18 protein-coding genes are annotated in these 19,946 nt (G+C 25.4%); 17 read left to right on the top strand and 1 reads right to left on the bottom strand.

The window, feature by feature from the left end:
* The first annotated feature begins 115 nt into the window (after positions 1-115).
* The 16 genes from fkpA (at position 116) to rpoC (ending at position 18,520) form a co-directional block, all read left to right on the top strand.
* On the top strand, positions 116-1,291 hold the full coding sequence (gene fkpA, locus GJT85_RS01705; RefSeq protein WP_208754495.1) for an FKBP-type peptidyl-prolyl cis-trans isomerase: 1,176 nt from the start codon (positions 116-118) through the stop codon (positions 1,289-1,291).
* A 57-nt stretch (positions 1,292-1,348) separates the two neighbouring features.
* Positions 1,349-1,738 (top strand): sulfurtransferase complex subunit TusD, encoded by a 390-nt coding sequence (gene tusD / locus GJT85_RS01700; RefSeq protein WP_208754494.1) that lies wholly within the window; start codon positions 1,349-1,351, stop codon positions 1,736-1,738.
* A complete protein-coding gene (tusC, locus tag GJT85_RS01695) occupies positions 1,738-2,100 on the top strand; it encodes a sulfurtransferase complex subunit TusC (RefSeq protein WP_208754493.1) in 363 nt (120 codons plus the stop codon). The genes tusD and tusC overlap by 1 nt, the downstream gene beginning before the upstream one ends.
* Positions 2,101-2,108: 8 nt before the next feature.
* Positions 2,109-2,408, top strand: coding sequence for a sulfurtransferase complex subunit TusB (gene tusB / locus GJT85_RS01690; RefSeq protein WP_208754492.1), 300 nt, complete (start codon positions 2,109-2,111; stop codon positions 2,406-2,408).
* A 67-nt stretch (positions 2,409-2,475) separates the two neighbouring features.
* Positions 2,476-2,847: a 30S ribosomal protein S12 gene (gene rpsL, locus GJT85_RS01685; RefSeq protein ID WP_208754491.1), complete on the top strand. Its 372-nt coding sequence runs from the start codon at positions 2,476-2,478 to the stop codon at positions 2,845-2,847.
* A gap of 29 nt (positions 2,848-2,876) precedes the next feature.
* Positions 2,877-3,347, top strand: a complete 471-nt coding sequence (gene rpsG, locus GJT85_RS01680; RefSeq protein ID WP_208754490.1) for a 30S ribosomal protein S7 — start codon at positions 2,877-2,879, stop codon at positions 3,345-3,347.
* Between the two features lie 77 nt (positions 3,348-3,424).
* On the top strand, positions 3,425-5,536 hold the full coding sequence (fusA, locus tag GJT85_RS01675; RefSeq protein WP_208754489.1) for an elongation factor G: 2,112 nt from the start codon (positions 3,425-3,427) through the stop codon (positions 5,534-5,536).
* Between the two features lie 22 nt (positions 5,537-5,558).
* A complete protein-coding gene (gene tuf / locus GJT85_RS01670; protein WP_208754488.1) occupies positions 5,559-6,743 on the top strand; it encodes an elongation factor Tu in 1,185 nt (394 codons plus the stop codon).
* Positions 6,744-6,893: 150 nt separating this feature from the next.
* The gene (gene secE, locus GJT85_RS01665) at positions 6,894-7,271 is read left to right on the top strand and encodes a preprotein translocase subunit SecE (RefSeq protein WP_208754487.1); all 378 of its coding nucleotides are present in this window, start codon (positions 6,894-6,896) and stop codon (positions 7,269-7,271) included.
* Between the two features lie 11 nt (positions 7,272-7,282).
* Entirely contained in the window at positions 7,283-7,828 is a 546-nt protein-coding gene (gene nusG / locus GJT85_RS01660; RefSeq protein ID WP_208754486.1) for a transcription termination/antitermination protein NusG, read from the top strand.
* Positions 7,829-7,887: 59 nt separating this feature from the next.
* Positions 7,888-8,319, top strand: coding sequence for a 50S ribosomal protein L11 (gene rplK / locus GJT85_RS01655; protein ID WP_208754485.1), 432 nt, complete (start codon positions 7,888-7,890; stop codon positions 8,317-8,319).
* A 7-nt stretch (positions 8,320-8,326) separates the two neighbouring features.
* Positions 8,327-9,028: a 50S ribosomal protein L1 gene (gene rplA / locus GJT85_RS01650; protein WP_208754484.1), complete on the top strand. Its 702-nt coding sequence runs from the start codon at positions 8,327-8,329 to the stop codon at positions 9,026-9,028.
* A 128-nt stretch (positions 9,029-9,156) separates the two neighbouring features.
* Entirely contained in the window at positions 9,157-9,639 is a 483-nt protein-coding gene (gene rplJ, locus GJT85_RS01645) for a 50S ribosomal protein L10 (protein WP_208754483.1), read from the top strand.
* A gap of 69 nt (positions 9,640-9,708) precedes the next feature.
* On the top strand, positions 9,709-10,080 hold the full coding sequence (rplL, locus tag GJT85_RS01640) for a 50S ribosomal protein L7/L12 (protein ID WP_208754482.1): 372 nt from the start codon (positions 9,709-9,711) through the stop codon (positions 10,078-10,080).
* Positions 10,081-10,176: 96 nt separating this feature from the next.
* A complete protein-coding gene (gene rpoB / locus GJT85_RS01635) occupies positions 10,177-14,208 on the top strand; it encodes a DNA-directed RNA polymerase subunit beta (protein ID WP_208754481.1) in 4,032 nt (1,343 codons plus the stop codon).
* Between the two features lie 85 nt (positions 14,209-14,293).
* Positions 14,294-18,520, top strand: coding sequence for a DNA-directed RNA polymerase subunit beta' (rpoC, locus tag GJT85_RS01630; protein ID WP_208754480.1), 4,227 nt, complete (start codon positions 14,294-14,296; stop codon positions 18,518-18,520).
* A gap of 135 nt (positions 18,521-18,655) precedes the next feature.
* Here rpoC and dut read toward each other — a convergent pair whose 3' ends face one another.
* Entirely contained in the window at positions 18,656-19,108 is a 453-nt protein-coding gene (gene dut / locus GJT85_RS01625) for a dUTP diphosphatase (RefSeq protein WP_208754479.1), read from the bottom strand.
* Between the two features lie 169 nt (positions 19,109-19,277).
* On the opposite strand from dut, the gene GJT85_RS01620 reads away from it, so the two are divergent.
* Positions 19,278-19,922, top strand: a complete 645-nt coding sequence (locus GJT85_RS01620; RefSeq protein WP_208754478.1) for an RlmE family RNA methyltransferase — start codon at positions 19,278-19,280, stop codon at positions 19,920-19,922.
* Positions 19,923-19,946 lie beyond the last annotated feature (24 nt).

Raw genomic sequence — 19,946 nt, 5'->3', positions numbered from 1 at the left:
TTTTATATAAATAAGATAATTGTTTATCTTATTTATTTATAAAATTATATAATTTTATAAATAATGTTTATATAACATTCTTTATATAAAATACAACTTTATTGTGGAGTAAGCCATGCGATTTTTTACTAAGAAAGTATCAATATTATTGATATTGATTTTAACTGTTAGTTTAAATACACCAATGGTAAAAGCAACAACATTAACAAATGCAGGATGGTGGAGTAGTAGTAAAAATAATAATTCTACTGAAAATAAAACAAATACACCATTAAACAAGCAAAAACATGAAGAAAAAAAATTAGATAATACTATTAAAAAATCAACATTATCATTTAATGGATTAACAAATGAACAAATAATAGATGTTTTAATTAAATTATTAAATGATAAGTTCAATCATATAATGGATAATGTATCTTCTGCTGTAACAAATAATAATGATGATGTATCGAATAATCTGAAAAAATTATCTACTCCTAAAGAAGAAAAAAAATTAGATAATATTGATATAAATAAAGATAATAATATAGTTTTTTCAAAAATTAATATTTTACAAAATAAATTACAAAAAGAATCTTATGCATTAGGTGTGTCTTTTGGAAAATATTTAAAAAATGCTTATGATGAACAAGTAAAAATTAATATAAAATTAGATAAACATTATATTATACAAGGCATTCAAGATATCTTATATAATCAACAAATTTTATTATCTAATGAAGAAATACAAAATAATATTCAGCTATTAGAAATAGATATTAAAAATGCTTCAATTAATTTTATAAAATTACAAGCACATAAAAATGATATTTTAGGTAAAGAATATATTAATAATTTTGCTAAAATGAAAAATGTTAAAAAAACTAAAACAGGTTTATTGTATAAAATACAAAAAACTGGGAAAGGATCTTATATCCCACAACATGGCAATGTATTAATAACAGTTAATTATATTGGTAAATTAATAGATGGTACAGAATTTGATAATACTTTCTCAAGAAAAATGCCATTATCTATTAATTTACAAAAAGTAATACCTGGTTGGCAAGAAGGTTTAAAATATGTTAAAAAAGGTGGTAAAATAATCTTAGTAGTTCCTCCTAATTTAGCTTATGGACATAATTTAATTCCAGGTATACCAGTTAACTCTACATTAATTTTTGAAATTGAGTTAATAGATTTTAAACCTAATATGTCTAATAAAAATCATTATATAAAAAATAAAAAAATACATACTATTTTTAAAATACAAAAAAATGTAAAAAAATCTTCATTCATTAATAATTAAATTATTTTAATTTTATACAAAAATATTGAAATATTTCTATATTTTAAGGGATATAGTATGGTTTTTATATTATTAGTTACTTCAGCACCTTTTGGGACACAAAATGCTTATTCAGCATATTTTTTTGCACAAACTCTGATTAAGGAAAAATATACTTTAAAAAGTATATTTTTTTATCGTGATGGTGTATTTAATGCTAATAAACACTTTATTATATCTAATAAATTTAATTTAACTAAATCTTGGATAGAGCTAAGTATAAAATATAATGTAGATTTACATGTATGTGTTAATTCTTCTATCATAAGAGGTCTTTTAAAAAAAGAATATATGGATAATATGTGCATGAATCAACAGAATATTTTTATTAATAAAACTTTTAAAATAATAAGTTTAACAACATTAGCAATATCTATATTAGACTGTGATCGTTTAGTGCAATTTTAATGAATAATATAGCTGTTATTTTTTCTACATCACCTTATGGAAATAATTCTGGTAAAGAAGGATTAGATGCTATTATTTCTATATCCTCATTTATTGAGGATATAGCTTTATTTTTTATTTCAGATGGTATTTTACAAATAAAATCATGCCAAAAACCAGATAATATATTATTTCATAATCATAGTATTAGTTTCAAAATTTTAACTTTATGTAATATTAATAAATTTTTTGTTTGTGATAAATCTTTAAAAAAATTAGGTATAAAAAATAACATTAATAATTGGACTATCCCAGTTAAAATCATAACACCAAGATTATGGCATAAATACATTAGTTGCTATAACATAATTATGAATTTTTAAAAAATATCATGTTATATATCTTATCAAAATCACCATCATATTGTAATTTTTCTATATTATTAAATGTATTAAATAATAATGATGATCTTATTCTAATTCAGGATGGTATTTTAGCTGGATTAAAATATAGTATTTTTATAAAAAAAATAATTAAAATTCAACAAGATATCCAGTTATCTGTATATGCATTAAAAAATGATATTCTAGCAAGAGGATTAGAGAATTATATTTCAAAACAAATTATACATGCAAACTATAAACAATTTGTATACTTAACTGTTAAACATAAACAACAAATACTATGGTAATGTAATAAAATTATAAATATTAAAAAATAATATAATAATTACTTTATATCTTATATAGGATTATATAATGGTAACAATTAATCAATTAGTAAGAAAATCTAGAATTAGAAAAAAAAGCAAAAGTAATGTATCTGCATTAAATTCATGTCCTCAAAAACGTGGAGTATGTACTAAAGTATATACTACTACTCCAAAAAAACCCAATTCAGCTTTACGTAAAGTATGTAGAGTTAGACTAACAAATGGATATGAAGTAACATCTTATATTTCTGGTGAAGGACATAATTTACAAGAACATTCTATAATTCTAATTAGAGGAGGTAGAGTAAAAGATTTACCCGGAGTACGTTATCATACTATAAGAGGTACTTTAGATTGTGCGGGTGTAAAAAATAGAAAACAAAGTCGTTCTAAATATGGTGTGAAACAAAATAAATAATATTTTTATTTTAAATAATGGAGTTTATTATGCCTCGTAGACGTATTATTTCTAGAAGAAATATTTTACCAGATGCAAAATTTGAATCAGATTTATTAGCTAAATTTATTAACATAGTTATGTTAAATGGTAAAAAATCTATAGCAGAAAATATAGTTTATTCTGCTTTAAAAATAGTTAAAAAAAAATTATCTATAAAAGAAATAGATATTTTTTGTACTATTTTAGATAATATTAAACCTGTTGTAGAAGTAAAATCTAGAAGAGTAGGTGGTTCTACATATCAAGTCCCTGTAGAAGTACGACCTACTCGAAGAAATACATTAGCGATGAGATGGTTAGTGAATGCAGCTAGAAAACGTAATGAAAAATCAATGATTTTAAAATTAGCTAATGAAATATTTGATGCTTTTGATAAAAAGGGTAATGCTGTTAAAAAGAAAGAAGAAGTACATCGTATGGCAGAAGCAAATAAAGCATTTGCACATTATCGTTGGTAAATTATGTTAAATATATTTTTTTATCTATAACATAATGTGTAATATGATTTTTTATATAATAACAATAGAGGTTTCATATGAGTCGTACAACTCCTATAACACGTTATCGTAATATTGGCATTAGTGCACATATTGATGCAGGGAAAACCACTACAACAGAAAGAATTTTATTTTACACTGGTGTAAATCATAAAATTGGAGAAGTACATGATGGTGCTGCTACTATGGATTGGATGGAACAAGAACAAGAAAGGGGCATTACTATAACATCAGCTGCAACAACTGCATTTTGGTCAGGAATGTTTAATCAATATGATGCACATCGTATTAATATTATTGATACTCCAGGACATGTTGATTTTACGATAGAAGTAGAACGTTCTATGAGAGTTTTAGATGGTGTTGTTATGATTTATTGTGCAGTAGGTGGTGTACAACCTCAATCTGAAACAGTATGGAAACAAGCTAATAAATATAAAGTGCCTAGAATAGCATTTATTAATAAAATGGATCGTATTGGAGCGGATTTTTTTAAAGTTGTAAAACAAATAAATAAAAAATTATCTACAGAAGCTATTCCTTTACAATTACCAATTGGTTCTGAAGAAAAATTTATTGGTATTATTGATTTAATCAAAATGAAAGCTATGTATTGGGAAGAAAAAGATCAAGGAATTCATTGTTATTACAAACATATACCTAAACATATGATTAATATCGTTAATGTTTGGCGCCAAAAATTAATAGAAATAGCTGTTGAATCTAATGATATATTAATGGAAAAATATTTAAATAATATTACTATTACTGAACAAGATATTAAATATGCTTTAAGAAAGAGAGTATTACAAAATGAAATCACTTTAATCACTTGTGGTTCAGCTTTTAAAAATAAAGGAGTACAATCTTTATTAGATGCTATTGTTGAATATTTACCATCTCCTATGGATATACCACCAATAAAAGGTATAACAGAACATAATAAAGAAACTTTAACACGTTTTACAAATGATCAAGAGCCATTTGCTGCATTAGCTTTTAAAATTGCTAATGATCCTTTTGTTGGGAATTTAACTTTTTTTCGAGTATATTCAGGTACAGTTAGTAGTGGAGATATTATTTTTAATTCAATCAAAAAACAGAAAGAACGTATTGGTAGAATAGTTCAGATGCACGCGAATAAACGTGAAGAAATTAAAAAAGTATATTCAGGTGATATTGCAGCTGCTATTGGATTAAGAGATGTTACTACAGGAGATACTTTATGTTCTATACAAAATAGTATTATATTGGAAAAAATGGAATTTCCAGAACCTGTTATTTCTATTGCAATAGAACCAAAAACTAAAAATGATCAAGAAAAAATGAGTTTAGCTTTAAATCGACTAATTAAAGAAGATCCTTCATTAAAAACATGGACAGATGAAGAAACTAATCAAACTATTATTGCAGGTATGGGTGAATTACACTTAGAAATTATTGTAGATAGAATGAAAAGAGAATTTAATGTTGCAGCTAATATTGGTAAACCGCAAGTTTCTTATCGTGAAACCATTAAAAATCGTATAGAAAATATAGAAGGTAAATATATTAAACAAACAGGTGGTAGAGGACAATATGGACATGTTGTTATAGATATTTCACCAATAAAATCTAAGAAAAATAAAACAGGTTACTTATTTACTAATGATATAAAAGGTGGTGTAATACCTAGTGAATATATTACAGCTATAGATAAAAGTTTTCAAGAACAATTAAAATCAGGTCCTCTAGCTGGATATCCTGTAGTAAATATTGCTGTAAGATTGCATTTTGGATCTTATCATGATGTAGATTCATCAGAATTAGCTTTTAAATTAGCAGCAGCTATAGCATTTAAAACAGCATTTAAGCAAGCTAATCCTGTGTTATTAGAACCAATTATGATTGTAGAAGTAGATACACCAGAAGAATATATGGGTGATGTTATTGGAGATTTAAATCGAAGAAGAGGCATTATAGAAGGAATGCATAATATATCAAATAATCATATTATAAAAGCTTGTGTTCCATTATCAGAAATGTTTGGTTATGCGACAGATTTGCGTTCTTATACACAAGGTAGAGCTTCATATTCTATGGAATTTTTAAAATATACTGAAATACCTTACAATATTACTAAAGAAATTATTAATTCTAAAAATATATAAAATATAATTAAGGAATAATTTGATGTCTAAAGAAAAATTTGAACGTTCTAAACCACATATTAATGTTGGTACAATAGGTCATGTTGATCATGGTAAAACAACATTAACAGCTGCTATAACTACAGTTTTATCTAAAAAATATGGTGGAGCAGCAAAAGCATTTGATCAAATTGATAATGCACCAGAAGAAAAAGCAAGAGGAATTACTATTAATACATCTCATGTTGAATATGATACTGCAGTTAGACATTATGCTCATGTAGATTGTCCTGGACATGCTGATTATGTAAAAAATATGATTACTGGAGCTGCCCAAATGGATGGCGCTATTTTAGTTGTAGCAGCTACTGATGGTCCTATGCCACAAACTAGAGAACATATTTTATTAGCACGACAAGTTGGTGTACCATATATTATTGTTTTTCTTAATAAGTGTGATATGGTAGATGATGAAGAATTATTAGAATTAGTTGAAATGGAAGTACGTGATTTATTATCGCAATATGATTTTCCTGGAGAAAATACTCCTATTGTACATGGATCTGCGTTAAAAGCATTAGAAGGAGATACAATATGGAGTGAAAAAATTCTTGAATTAACGAACTATTTAGATACTTATATTCCTGAACCTGTTAGGGCAATTGATCAACCATTTCTATTGCCTATAGAAGATGTATTTTCTATTTCTGGTAGAGGTACGGTTGTTACTGGAAGAGTTGAACGAGGTATAATTAAAGTAGGTGACGAAGTTGAAATAATAGGTATTAAAGATACTATTAAATCTACATGTACAGGAGTAGAAATGTTCCGTAAATTATTAGATGAAGGTAGAGCGGGAGAGAATGTAGGAATCTTATTAAGAGGTATAAAAAGAGAAGATATTGAAAGAGGACAAGTATTAGCAAAACCGGGTTCAATTTGTCCACATACAAAATTCGAAGCAGAAGTATATATATTATCTAAAGATGAAGGTGGTAGACATACAGCTTTTTTTAAAGGATATCGTCCACAATTCTATTTTAGAACTACAGATGTTACAGGTACTATAGAATTAGCTAAAGATATAGAAATGGTTATGCCAGGTGATAATATTAATATGAATGTTATATTAATCCATCCTATTGCTATGACTAAAGGATTGCGTTTTGCAATTCGTGAAGGAGGTCGTACTGTTGGTGCTGGTGTAGTCACTAGAATTATAGAATAATCATAATAAAAGAAGATAAGGGTTTTTTAAAATATCCCCTTTGATTCTTTTATATAAGTTATTTATTAAGTTTGTATAAAATGTTATTTATAATGTGTATATATTATAATATTGTAATTTATACTTAATTTATTTTTATTGGTTATTTTGATGAAAATTTTTAGAGTTAAAAAAAATTTGATACAGCATATTATTGAACTTATAAAATGGATTATTAGTATAATTTTATTAATTTTAGTAATTATATATAATTATATATATCAAGATATACAGTTAATATATCGTAATATTTTAGTTAGTTTTTTATTTTTATTAATGTTATTGAGTTTTTCAACAACAAAAAAAGGTAAAAAAATATTTGTATTTATACAAAATACACGAATGGAAATACGTAAAGTATTTTGGCCTACATATTTAGAAACAATACAAATAACTATAATTATATTTATAATTGCTACTATAATGTTTTCTATGCTGTGGTTGTTAGATCATTTTTTAATTTATTTATTATCTTTTTGTATGAAATAAGGTCAAATAATATGTCTGTACCTTTAAAAAAGAAATGGTATGTAATTCATGCTCGTTCTGGTTTTGAAAATCGCGTAGCGCAATCATTACGAGAATATATTAAATTACATAATATGAATGATTTATTCGGTGATATATTAATACCTACTGAAGCTATAGTAGAAATACGTAATGGTCAAAAATATAGAAGTGACCGTAAATTTTTCCCAGGTTATATATTAATACATATGATAATGCAAGAACATAGTTGGCATTTAGTACGTAATATACCTAAAGTTTTAGGTTTTATAGGTGGTGTTTCTGATAATCCAGCACCAATTAGTGATAAAGAAGTTAATATTATTATTAATCAATTACAACAAATTGGTGATAAACCACGACCAAAAATATTATTTGAACCTGGAGAAATGATTAGAGTAAATGATGGTCCTTTTTCTGATTTTAATGGTGTAGTAGAAGAAGTAGATTATGAGAAAAGTCGTTTAAAAGTTTCAGTTTCTATATTTGGTAGATCTACACCTGTAGATTTAAATTTTAGTCAAGTTGAAAAAGGTTAATTTATAATTATTTTTTACATAATTTATTTTAAAATTTCTATAACAGAAGGATTATTTACATGGCAAAAAAAATTAAAACTTATGTAAAATTACAAGTTCCAGCAGGAACTGCAAATCCTAGTCCACCTATTGGCCCAGCATTAGGACAACATGGAGTAAATATTATGGAATTTTGTAAACTATTTAATGCAAAAACTAATAATTTAGAAAAAGGTATGCCTATACCAGTAATTATTACAATTTTTATTGACAAAACTTTTACATTTATTATAAAAACACCACCTGCTGCTGTATTGATCAAACAAATTATTGGCATTAAAAAAGGTTCTGACAAAACAAAAATAAATACTATTGGTCAAATTAACAGTACACAAATTCGTGCAATAGCTAAAACTAAATTTATTGATATGACAGGGATTAATATTGAAGCTATGATGCGTTCTATAGAAGGTACAGCTAAATCTATGGGTTTAACTATAGTAAAGGAATAAAATATTTATGGTTAAATATACAAAACGAATGTCTCGTTTATATAAACAAAACAATCAAAATAGACAATATTTAATAACAGAAGCTATAACATTATTGAAAAATAATAGTACAGTTAATTTTATTGAAAGTATTGAAATTATTATTATGCTAGGCATTGATCCTAAAAAAACAGAACAAAATATTCGTAGTCATGTTGTATTACCACATGGTAATGGTAAAATAATAACATTAGCAGTATTTGCTGCTGGAGAAGATGCTATACAAGCAAAAAAAGCAGGAGCAGAATTTATTGGTATGGATGATTTAGCAAATAAAATTATTAATAATGAAATTAAAAAAATTAATATAGTTATTGCTACTCCAGAATCTATGACTATTGTTAGCAAATTAGGACCTATTTTAGGGCCTAAAGGATTAATGCCTAATCCTAAATTAGGAACTATTACAAATAATGTGTATAATACGGTTAAACAGATTAAAAATGGATATATAAATTTTCGTAATGATAAAAATGGAATTATTCATGTAAACATAGGTAAATTAAATTTTAATAATAATGATATTAAAGAAAATATATTATTTTTAATAAAACAAATTAATAAAAATAAACCTAGTAATATTAAAGGAAATTTTATAAAAAAAATATATTTATCTACTACTATGGGTATAGCAGTAGATATAACAATAGATTGTATAAATAATTTTTAATTTTTTACTTTATTTATATTTTATATTATAATGTAAATTTTTAATAAAAATTATTAATATATAATTATGATGAATTTTAATAAGTTTATTCTTGTATTTATAATAAATTCAAAGAGTGAAATAAGCTAATGGCATTAAATCTTGATAAAAAAAAAATAATTGTTACAAAATTTAAAGAAATAAATAAAAAAGCTATATCAATAGTAATTGCAGATTTTTCCGGAATTAATGTTAATAGTATTACAGAACTAAGAAAAAATGGTCGTAATAATAATATTATTATACATGTTATTAGAAATAAACTATTAAAACTTATTATACAAAATAGTCACTTTAAATATTTAATTGATAAAATATATGGACCAATATTAGTTGGTTATTCTTTTGATCATCCAGGAACTGCTGCACGTTTATTTAAAAATTTTGCACAAACAAATAATAATTTTAAAATTAAAGCTGCTGTTTTTAATAATAAATTATATGACAAAAATATTGATATGTTAGCAGAATTACCTACATATAAAGAAGCAATATCTATTTTATTAAAATTTTTAAAAAATATTACAGTAGAACAACTTATTTATGTTTTATTTGCAATAAATAAAAAATAAATTTTTTTAATTTTATACATACATTATCTATTTAATAACATAACAATATTATTTTTTAGGAAAAATATTATGTCAATAACTAAAGAACAAATAATAGAAGCTGTAGAATCTATGTCTGTCATGGATGTAATGGAATTAATAAAATTAATGGAAAAAAAATTTGGAGTTTCTGTTGCTAATACTTTAAATAATAATACAAATAATAATCCAAAAGAAGTTATAGAAGAACAAACGGAATTTAATGTATATCTTAAACATATGGGAAAAAATAAAATTGCTGTAATTAAAGCAGTAAGAAGTATTATGAATTTAGGATTAAAAGAATCTAAAGATTTAGTTGAATCAGCTCCTGTCATAATCAAAGAATCAATTAGTAAAAAAGAAGCTATAGAATTAGAAAAACAATTAAAAAGTACTGGTGCAGAAATTGAAATTAAATAAATTTAATAAAATATAAATATTTTTATAAGTTTATATTATCACATATATTTTACGTTAAAGTTAGTTATTCATATTATTAAATAACTGAGGAAACATATGGTTTATTCTCAAACTGAAAAAAAACGTATTCGTAAAGATTTTGGGAAAAGACCTCAAATTTTAAAAATCCCATATTTACTTTCTATTCAATTAGATTCATTTAAAAAATTTATAAAATCTAATTCACAAGGAGTATGTGGTTTAGAATCCGCCTGTAAAACTATTTTTCCTATATATAGTTATAACAGTACTTCTAAATTAGAATATATAAGTTTTCGTTTAGGAAAACCAATATTTAATGTTAAAGAATGTCATGTTCGAGGTATGACATATGCAGCTCCTTTACGTGTAACATTAAAATTAATTAATTATGATAAAGATATTAAAAATAATGTAAAAAGTATAAAAGAACAAGAAGTATATATGGGTGAAATACCATTAATGACATCTAATGGTACATTTATAATTAATGGCATTGAAAGAGTTGTTGTATCACAGTTACATAGAAGTCCTGGAGTATTTTTTGATAGTGATAAAGGTAAAACACATTCTTCAGGTAAAATATTATATAATGCACGTATTATTCCATATAGAGGTTCATGGTTAGATTTTGAATTTGATCCTAAAGATCATTTGTTTATGCGTATAGATAGAAGAAAAAAATTACCTATTACTATTTTATTACGTGCATTAAACTATGATACCGGAGAAATATTAAATATTTTTTTTCAAAAAAATATTTTTAAAATAAATAAACAACAAATATTAATGATATTAGTACCTGACAGATTAAGAGGTGAAACAGCTAGTTTTGATATAATAGTTAATAACATTATTTATATAAAAACAGGTCAACGAATTACACTCAAACATATTAATAAATTAAAACAAGATAAAATTAATTGTATTAGTGTACCAAAAGAATATTTAATAGGTAAAGTTGTTGCAAAAGATTATATAAATAAGTATACAGGAGAAATTATTATTACTGCTAATACTTATTTAACAATAGATTCTATCAATAAGATTATTGAAAATCATTTTGTTGATATTGAAACAATCTTTACTAATGATTTAGATAATGGTCCATATATTTCTGATACTCTTAGAATAGATACAACATCTGATCGTTTAGAAGCTTTGGTAGAAATATATAGAATGATGAGACCTGGAGAACCACCAACTAAAGAAGCAGCAGAATTATTGTTTAAAAGATTATTTTTTATAGAAGAACGTTATGATTTATCACCTGTTGGTAGAATGAAATTAAATTGTTCGTTATTACGTACAAATATTATAGGTTCTGGATTATTAAATAAAGATGATATTACAGAAGTTATAAAAAAGTTAATTGCTATTAGAAATGGTAAAGGCAATATTGATGATATAGATCATTTAGGTAATAGACGTATTCGTTCTGTAGGTGAAATGATAGAAAACCAGTTTCGTATAGGATTAATACGTGTTGAACGTGCAGTAAAAGAACGATTGTCATTAGGAGAAACTGAATTATTAAATCCACAAGATATTATAAATGCGAAACCTATTTCTGCAGCTATTAAAGAGTTTTTTTGTTCTAGTCAATTATCACAATTTATGGATCAGAATAATCCATTATCTGAAATTACTCATAAACGTCGTATTTCTGCATTAGGTCCTGGAGGATTAACTCGAGAAAGAGCTGGTTTTGAAGTTAGAGATGTACATCCTACTCATTATGGTAGAGTTTGCCCGATAGAAACACCTGAAGGTCCTAATATTGGTTTAATTAATTCTTTATCTGTTTATGCTCAAACTAATGAATATGGTTTTTTAGTTACACCATATTTATATGTTAAAAATAGCATTGTTACCAAAAAAATATGTTATTTATCTTCAATTGAAGAAGGTAATTATATTATTGCTCAAGCAAATATTAATATTGGAAATAATGGTAATATAATCGATGATTATATTACATGTAGATATAAAGGTGAATCTAATTTATTTCACAAAAATCAAATTCAATATATGGATGTATCAACACAACAAATTGTTTCTGTAGGTGCTTCTTTAATACCATTTTTAGAACATGATGATGCTAATAGAGCTTTAATGGGTGCAAATATGCAAAGACAAGCTGTACCAATATTGCAAACAGAAAAACCTTTAGTTGGCACAGGCATGGAAAGAATAGTTGCTATAGATTCAGGAGTTACAATTATTGCAAAACATACAGGTATTGTAGAATATGTAGATGCATCTTGTATAATTATCAAGAAAAATATTTTACTAAAAAATGAATATCAAACAGAAATAGATATATATAATTTAATTAAATATGCACGTTCAAATCAAAATACATGTATTAATCAAAAACCATGTGTTAATTTAGGTGATAGTATCATTGCTGGTGATGTTTTAGCTGATGGTCCAGCTACTGATTTAGGCGAATTAGCTTTAGGACAAAATATGAGAGTAGCTTTTATGCCATGGAATGGTTATAATTTTGAAGATTCTATATTATTATCAGAAAAAATAGTACAACAAGATAAATTTACTACTATACATATACAAGAATTATCATGTATATCTCGTGATACAAAATTAGGATCAGAAGAAATTACGTCAGATATTCCAAATGTTAGTGAATCGGCTTTATCAAAATTAGATGAATCAGGTATTGTTTATATTGGTGCTGAAGTAAAAAGTGGAGATATATTAGTTGGTAAAGTTACTCCTAAGGGAGAAACACAATTATCACCAGAAGAAAAATTATTACGTGCTATTTTTGGTGAAAAAGCTTCAGATGTAAAAGATACTTCTTTACGTGTTCCTAATGGAATTGCTGGTATAGTAATTGATGTTAAAATTTTTACTCGTGAAGGAGTCAAAAAAGATAAAAGAACTATAGAAATTGAAGAAATGGAATTAAAACAAAAACAACAAGATTTATCTAAAGAACAAAAAATATTTGAACAATATATTTTAACAGATATGTATAATTTTTTAATAAATAATGGTTGTACTAAAGAAATAATTGAAGAACATCATTATAGCAAATGGCATACTTTGTTATCTTCTAAAGAAAAACAAAAACGGAAAATTATACAAAAATTAATTCAAAAATATGACAAACTAAAATATATTTTTAAAAAAAAATTAGATATACAAAAGAAAAAAATTATACGTGGTGATGATTTAGCACCAGGTATTTTAAAAATAGTTAAAATAAATTTAGCTATTAAAAGACAAGTACAACCTGGTGATAAAATGGCAGGACGTCATGGTAATAAGGGAGTAATTTCTAAAATTTGTCCTGTAGAAGATATGCCATATGATGAATTTGGTATACCAGTAGATATTGTTTTAAATCCTTTAGGTGTACCATCACGAATGAACATAGGACAAATATTGGAAACACATCTTGGAATGGCAGCAAAAGGTATTGGTAATAAAATTAATATATTATTACAGAAAAAAAATAATATAGAAAAAGTACGAAAATTTATGCAAAAAGCATATGACATTGGGTATGGTACATGTAAAAAAATTAATCTACAAAATTTTACTGATCAAGAAATCTTAGCACTTGCTAATAATTTAAAACAAGGTTTACCAGTTGCTACTCCTGTATTTGATGGAGCAACTGAAAAAGAAATTAAGGATTTATTAAAATTATCAAATTTACCTACTTCAGGACAAATTAAATTATATGATGGCCGTACAGGTGAAGCCTTTGAAAGGCTAGTAACTGTAGGTTATATGTATATGTTAAAATTAAATCATTTAGTAGATGATAAAATGCATGCAAGGTCAACTGGTTCTTATAGTTTAGTTACACAACAGCCATTAGGTGGTAAAGCACAATTTGGTGGACAAAGATTTGGTGAAATGGAAGTTTGGGCATTAGAAGCATATGGTGCATCATATACTTTACAGGAAATGTTAACTATTAAATCAGATGACGTAAATGGTAGAACAAAAATGTATAAAAATATTGTTGATGGCAATCATCAAATGGAACCTGGTATACCAGAGTCATTTAATGTTTTACTGAAAGAAATACGTTCATTAGGAATGAATATTGATCTAGAAGATAAAAAATGATTATGTTTATTGAAAATCATAATATTTAATTTTATTTATACAAATAATTTTTATTAATTCTTATAAAATATGGGGTTATACATTTGTGAAAGATCAATTTAAATATTTAAAATCACAAAATAAAATAGAAGAATTTAACACAATAAAAATTACTTTAGCTTCTGCTGATATGATCAGATCTTGGTCGTTTGGAGAGGTCAAAAAACCTGAAACTATAAATTATCGTACTTTCAAACCAGAAAGAGATGGTTTATTTTGCGCACGTATTTTTGGACCTATTAAAGATTATGAATGTTTATGTGGTAAATATAAACGTTTAAAACATCGCGGAGTAGTTTGTGAAAAATGTGGTGTTGAAGTAACACAAACTAAAGTACGTAGAGATAGAATGGGTCATATTGAATTAGCTGCACCTATAGCACATATATGGTTTTTAAAGTCATTACCTTCTAGAATTGGTTTATTATTAAATATACCTTTAAAAGATATAGAACGTGTGCTCTATTTTGAAGCATATATTGTAATAGATGAAGGTACAACATCATTAAAACATCAACAAATTTTATCTGAAGAACAATATTTAAATGCATTAGAAGAATTTGGAGATGAATTTTCTGCTCAAATGGGTGCAGAGGCTATACAGTTATTGTTAAAAAAAATTAATTTAACAAAAGTATTTAATAATTTACGTAATGAAATTAATAATACTAATTCTGAAACTAAAAGGAAGAAGATTACTAAACGTATAAAGTTATTAGAATCTTTTATAAATTCAGATAATAAACCAGAATGGATGATATTAACAGTGTTGCCTGTATTGCCACCAGATTTAAGACCTCTTGTCCCTTTAGATGGTGGAAGATTTGCTACATCTGATTTAAATGATTTATATCGTCGTGTTATTAATCGTAATAATAGATTAAAACGTTTATTAGAATTATCTGCACCAGATATTATTATTAGAAATGAAAAAAGAATGTTACAAGAATCAGTAGATGCATTATTAGATAATGGTAGAAGAGGACGTGCTATTACTGGATCAAATAAACGTCCTTTAAAATCTTTAGCTGATATGATTAAAGGCAAACAAGGGAGATTTAGACAAAATTTATTAGGTAAAAGAGTAGATTATTCAGGTAGATCTGTTATTACAGTAGGACCTTATTTGCGTTTACATCAATGCGGATTACCAAAAAAGATGGCTTTAGAATTATTTAAACCATTTATATATGGCAAATTAGAAATTCGAGGATTAGCTAATACAATTAAAACTGCAAAAAAAATGGTTGAAAGAGAAGACGCTATTGTATGGGATATATTAGATGAAGTAATTAGAGAACATCCTATATTATTAAATAGAGCTCCTACTCTACATAGATTAGGAATACAAGCTTTTGAACCAATTTTAGTTGAAGGTAAAGCTATACAATTACATCCTTTAGTTTGTGCTGCATATAATGCTGATTTTGATGGAGATCAAATGGCTGTACATGTACCACTTACATTAGAAGCACAATTAGAAGCAAGAATATTAATGATGTCAACTAATAATATTTTATCTCCAGCTAATGGAGAACCTATTATTGTACCATCACAAGATGTAGTATTAGGTTTATATTATATGACAAAAGGTCGTATAAATGCTAAAGGCGAAGGAATGTATCTTACTGGACCTAAAGAAGCAGAACGTGTTTATATTATGGGTATAGCTGATCTTCATGCTCGTGTTAAAGTACGCATTACAGAATATTTATTAGATAAAGAAAAAAATATATTTGTAAAAAATGTTAAAATTATAGATACTACTATTGGAAGAGCTATTTTTTGGTCTTATGTTCCTAAAGGATTATCTTACAAAATAGTTAATCAAACTTTAAGAAAAAAAACTATTTCGCAAATGTTAAATACATGTTATAGAATTTTAGGATTAAAAGATACAGTTATATTTGCTGATCAAATTATGTATACTGGATTTTATTATGCTGCCCGTTCTGGGGCATCTGTAGGTATAGATGATATAATTATTCCATATAACAAAAAAGATATTATTCAAGAAGCAGAATCTGAAGTCTCGGAAATACAAGAACAATTTCAATCTGGTTTAGTCACAGCTGGAGAAAGATATAATAAAGTTATTGACATTTGGTCTGCAGCAAATGAAAAAGTAGCTAAATCAATGATGTCTAATTTGTCATATGAAAAAATTATGAATAAACATGGTAATATTGAAAAGCAAAGTTCTTTTAATAATATTTTTATGATGGCTGATTCAGGTGCTAGAGGATCTGCAGCACAAATTAGGCAATTAGCTGGGATGAGAGGTTTAATGGCAAAACCTGATGGTTCTATTATTGAAACACCAATTATAGCTAATTTTAGAGAAGGATTAAATGTACTTCAATATTTTATATCTACACATGGTGCGCGTAAAGGTTTAGCCGATACTGCTTTAAAAACAGCAAATTCTGGATATTTAACACGTAGATTAGTAGATGTTGCACAAGATTTGGTTATAACAGAAAAAAATTGTTCAACAAATAAAGGTATAACTATGTCTTCTATTATTACTGGAGGTGAAATAAAAGAACCATTAAGAGAACGTGTATTAGGTAGAGTAACATTAGAAGATATTATTAAACCTAATAGTAATGAAATACTAGTTAATAAAAATACATTATTAAATGAATACTATTGTGATCTTTTAGAAGAATTTTCTATAGAAAATATAATTGTTAGATCTGTTGTTAGTTGTGAAACAACTTTTGGTGTATGTTCGTATTGTTATGGTAGAGATTTAGCTAGAGGACATTTAATTAATCAAGGAGAAGCTATTGGTGTTATTGCTGCTCAATCTATTGGAGAACCCGGTACACAATTAACAATGAGAACATTTCATATAGGAGGTGCTGCTTCAAGAACAGCTACAGAATCTAGTGTTCAAGTTAAAGAAACAGGTTTTATTAACTTAGTTAATATGAAATATGTTATTAATTCTTTAGGAAAATTAATAATTACTACACGTAATGTTATGCTTAAAATTATAAATAGCATGGGAAAAACTATAGAAAATTATAAAATACCATATGGTGCAACAGTAACAAAACAACATGGTATGCAAGTTAACTCAGGAGAAATAGTAGCATATTGGGATCCACATACTATGCCTATTATTAGTGAAGTAACAGGTATAGTAAAATTTTGTAATATGTTAGAAGGTCAAAATATCATAAAACAAACAGATGATTTAACTGGATTATCATCTATTGTTATTTTAGATTCTTCAGAAAGAACAAGTATAAGTAAAGATTATAGACCTATGTTAAAAATTATAGATGATCAAAATAATGATATTATTATTCCTGGAACAGACATGCCAGCACATTATTTTTTACCAGGAAAAGCTATAATTAATTTAAATGATGGAGTACATATTAACACTGGTGATATACTAGCTAGAGTCCCTCAAGAATCAATTAGTACGAAAGATATTACAGGTGGATTGCCTAGAGTCGCTGATTTATTTGAAGCTAGACGTCCAAAAGATGCAGCTATTTTAGCTGAAATTAGTGGAATTATATCTTTTGGAAAAGAAACTAAAGGAAAAAGAAGAATTATTATAACACCAATGAATTCTTCTAGTAATTTAACAACTTATGAAGAAATGATACCTAAATGGCGTCAATTAAATGTTTTTGAAGGTGAACTAGTTAATAAGGGTGATATTATTTCTGATGGTCCTGAATCTTCACATGATATTCTACGCTTACGAGGAGTAAATGCAGTAACACATTATATTATTAATGAAGTACAAGATGTATATAGATTACAAGGTGTAAAAATTAATGATAAACATATAGAAGTTATTATTAGACAAATGTTACGTAAAGCTACTGTTATAGATCAAGGGGATTCTGATTTTTTTATTGGTGAACAAGTTGAAGTATCTCAAATCAAAGTTATCAATAATAAATTAAAAAATCAAAATAAAAAAATTATTAAGTACAAAAGAGATTTATTAGGTATCACTAAAGCTTCTTTAGCAACATCTTCCTTTATTTCTGCTGCTTCATTCCAAGAAACTACAAGGGTTTTAACAGAATCAGCAGTTGCAGGTAAATATGATCAATTAAAAGGCTTAAAAGAAAATGTGATTGTAGGAAGATTAATTCCTGCTGGTACTGGTTATGCATATCATCAAAAACAAAGACAACAAAATAAGTCTAAACAAACTTATGATAATATTACAGAAGCAGCTGCTAATTTAACAGAATTATTAAATGCAAATTTAATAGATAAAACTAATAAAAATTAAATAATTTATAAACAAACTATATTTTATAAAAAATATATTGTTATAAATATATAAATATATAAATAAAAAATAATATTATTTATATAATAAAAAATATATAATAATATTATTTTTGCATAATGAATATATTATTTATTATAATCCTGTATGACCAAAACCTTTAGTACCTCTTAAAGATTCTTTAAATGTTTTTACTATATTAAATTTAATTTTATAAATTGGTAAAAATATTATTTGAGCAATTTTTGATCCTGGAGATATTTGTATTATATTATTATTTCTATTCCATATAGATACCATTAATTGCCCTTGATAATCTGAATCTATTAATCCTATTAAATTTCCTAAAATAATACCATAATAATGTCCTAACCCTGATCGTGGTATAATAACAGCAGCAATATTAGGATCTTTTATATATATAGCTATACCTGTTGGTAATAATTTAGTTTTATTAGGATTAATTATTATGGTTTTATCTATACATGCTATTAAATCTAATCCTGCAGAACCTAAAGTAGCATATTTTGGTAATGAAAATATATGCCCCATACGTTTATCTAAAATTTTAATATCTATATTTTTCATATGTAATATTATCTATATAATATATTTTTTAAAGACTTATATAATGATTTATTAAAAATTCAATATACCGAATTGCAATTATTAAAAATTTTTGATATATTTATTTAAAATAATAATTTAATTCAAATCATTATTCAATTATAACATAGTATAATTGTTAATTAAATATATGACCTTTATAAATACAAAAAAAAATATATCACGAAAAACATGGTTAAAAAACCATTTTAATGATTATTATGTAAAACAAACACAAGTTAATATAAAAAAATTTCGTTCTCGTTCGTGGTTTAAGTTATCAGAATTACATAAACAAGATAAAATTTTTAAAAAAGGAATGTATGTTATTGATTTAGGTTCTTCTCCTGGTGGATGGTCATGTTTTGCGGCATCTACAATAGGTCATACAGGGAAAGTTATTGCTTGTGATATATTACCTATGAATAATATACATAATGTAGATTTTTTTACAGGCAATATATTTGATTCTCATACATTAAAACTATTGGCAAATAAATTAAATGCTAAAAAAGTACATGTTATAATGTCTGATATATCTCCTAATATTTCTGGTATAAAAATAATAGATGCTGAACGTTCAGTTAATTTAAATATATTGGTATTAAATTTATGTAAAATATATTTAGCATACCAAGGTACTTTAATAATGAAAGTTTTTCACAATAATAATTTTAAATATTTATGTAACATGATATGTAACATATTTTATAATATCAAAATTAGAAAACCTAATGCTTCAAGATCTAAATCTTGTGAAATTTATGTTGTTGCAAAAGGATATAAACATCAATAATTTATTCAAATTATACTAATAAGA

Source organism: Enterobacteriaceae endosymbiont of Neohaemonia nigricornis (assembly GCF_012571795.1).
In the GTDB taxonomy this organism is placed as follows: Bacteria; Pseudomonadota; Gammaproteobacteria; order Enterobacterales; family Enterobacteriaceae.
This window is presented reverse-complemented; position numbering and strand designations above follow the sequence as displayed.

Excerpts from the sequence above, each read along its gene's own strand:
- rplL (WP_208754482.1), top strand. The coding sequence starts at position 9,709 with ATGTCAATAACTAAAGAACAAATAATAGAAGCTGTAGAATCTATGTCT.
- rpoB (WP_208754481.1), top strand. The coding sequence starts at position 10,177 with ATGGTTTATTCTCAAACTGAAAAAAAACGTATTCGTAAAGATTTTGGG.
- tusC (WP_208754493.1), top strand. The coding sequence starts at position 1,738 with ATGAATAATATAGCTGTTATTTTTTCTACATCACCTTATGGAAATAAT.
- rplK (WP_208754485.1), top strand. The coding sequence starts at position 7,888 with ATGGCAAAAAAAATTAAAACTTATGTAAAATTACAAGTTCCAGCAGGA.
- rpsG (WP_208754490.1), top strand. The coding sequence starts at position 2,877 with ATGCCTCGTAGACGTATTATTTCTAGAAGAAATATTTTACCAGATGCA.
- rplA (WP_208754484.1), top strand. The coding sequence starts at position 8,327 with ATGGTTAAATATACAAAACGAATGTCTCGTTTATATAAACAAAACAAT.
- GJT85_RS01620 (WP_208754478.1), top strand. The coding sequence starts at position 19,278 with ATGACCTTTATAAATACAAAAAAAAATATATCACGAAAAACATGGTTA.
- rpsL (WP_208754491.1), top strand. The coding sequence starts at position 2,476 with ATGGTAACAATTAATCAATTAGTAAGAAAATCTAGAATTAGAAAAAAA.
- tuf (WP_208754488.1), top strand. The coding sequence starts at position 5,559 with ATGTCTAAAGAAAAATTTGAACGTTCTAAACCACATATTAATGTTGGT.
- dut (WP_208754479.1), bottom strand. The coding sequence starts at position 19,108 with ATGAAAAATATAGATATTAAAATTTTAGATAAACGTATGGGGCATATA.
- nusG (WP_208754486.1), top strand. The coding sequence starts at position 7,283 with ATGTCTGTACCTTTAAAAAAGAAATGGTATGTAATTCATGCTCGTTCT.
- tusD (WP_208754494.1), top strand. The coding sequence starts at position 1,349 with ATGGTTTTTATATTATTAGTTACTTCAGCACCTTTTGGGACACAAAAT.
- fusA (WP_208754489.1), top strand. The coding sequence starts at position 3,425 with ATGAGTCGTACAACTCCTATAACACGTTATCGTAATATTGGCATTAGT.
- fkpA (WP_208754495.1), top strand. The coding sequence starts at position 116 with ATGCGATTTTTTACTAAGAAAGTATCAATATTATTGATATTGATTTTA.
- rplJ (WP_208754483.1), top strand. The coding sequence starts at position 9,157 with ATGGCATTAAATCTTGATAAAAAAAAAATAATTGTTACAAAATTTAAA.
- tusB (WP_208754492.1), top strand. The coding sequence starts at position 2,109 with ATGTTATATATCTTATCAAAATCACCATCATATTGTAATTTTTCTATA.
- secE (WP_208754487.1), top strand. The coding sequence starts at position 6,894 with ATGAAAATTTTTAGAGTTAAAAAAAATTTGATACAGCATATTATTGAA.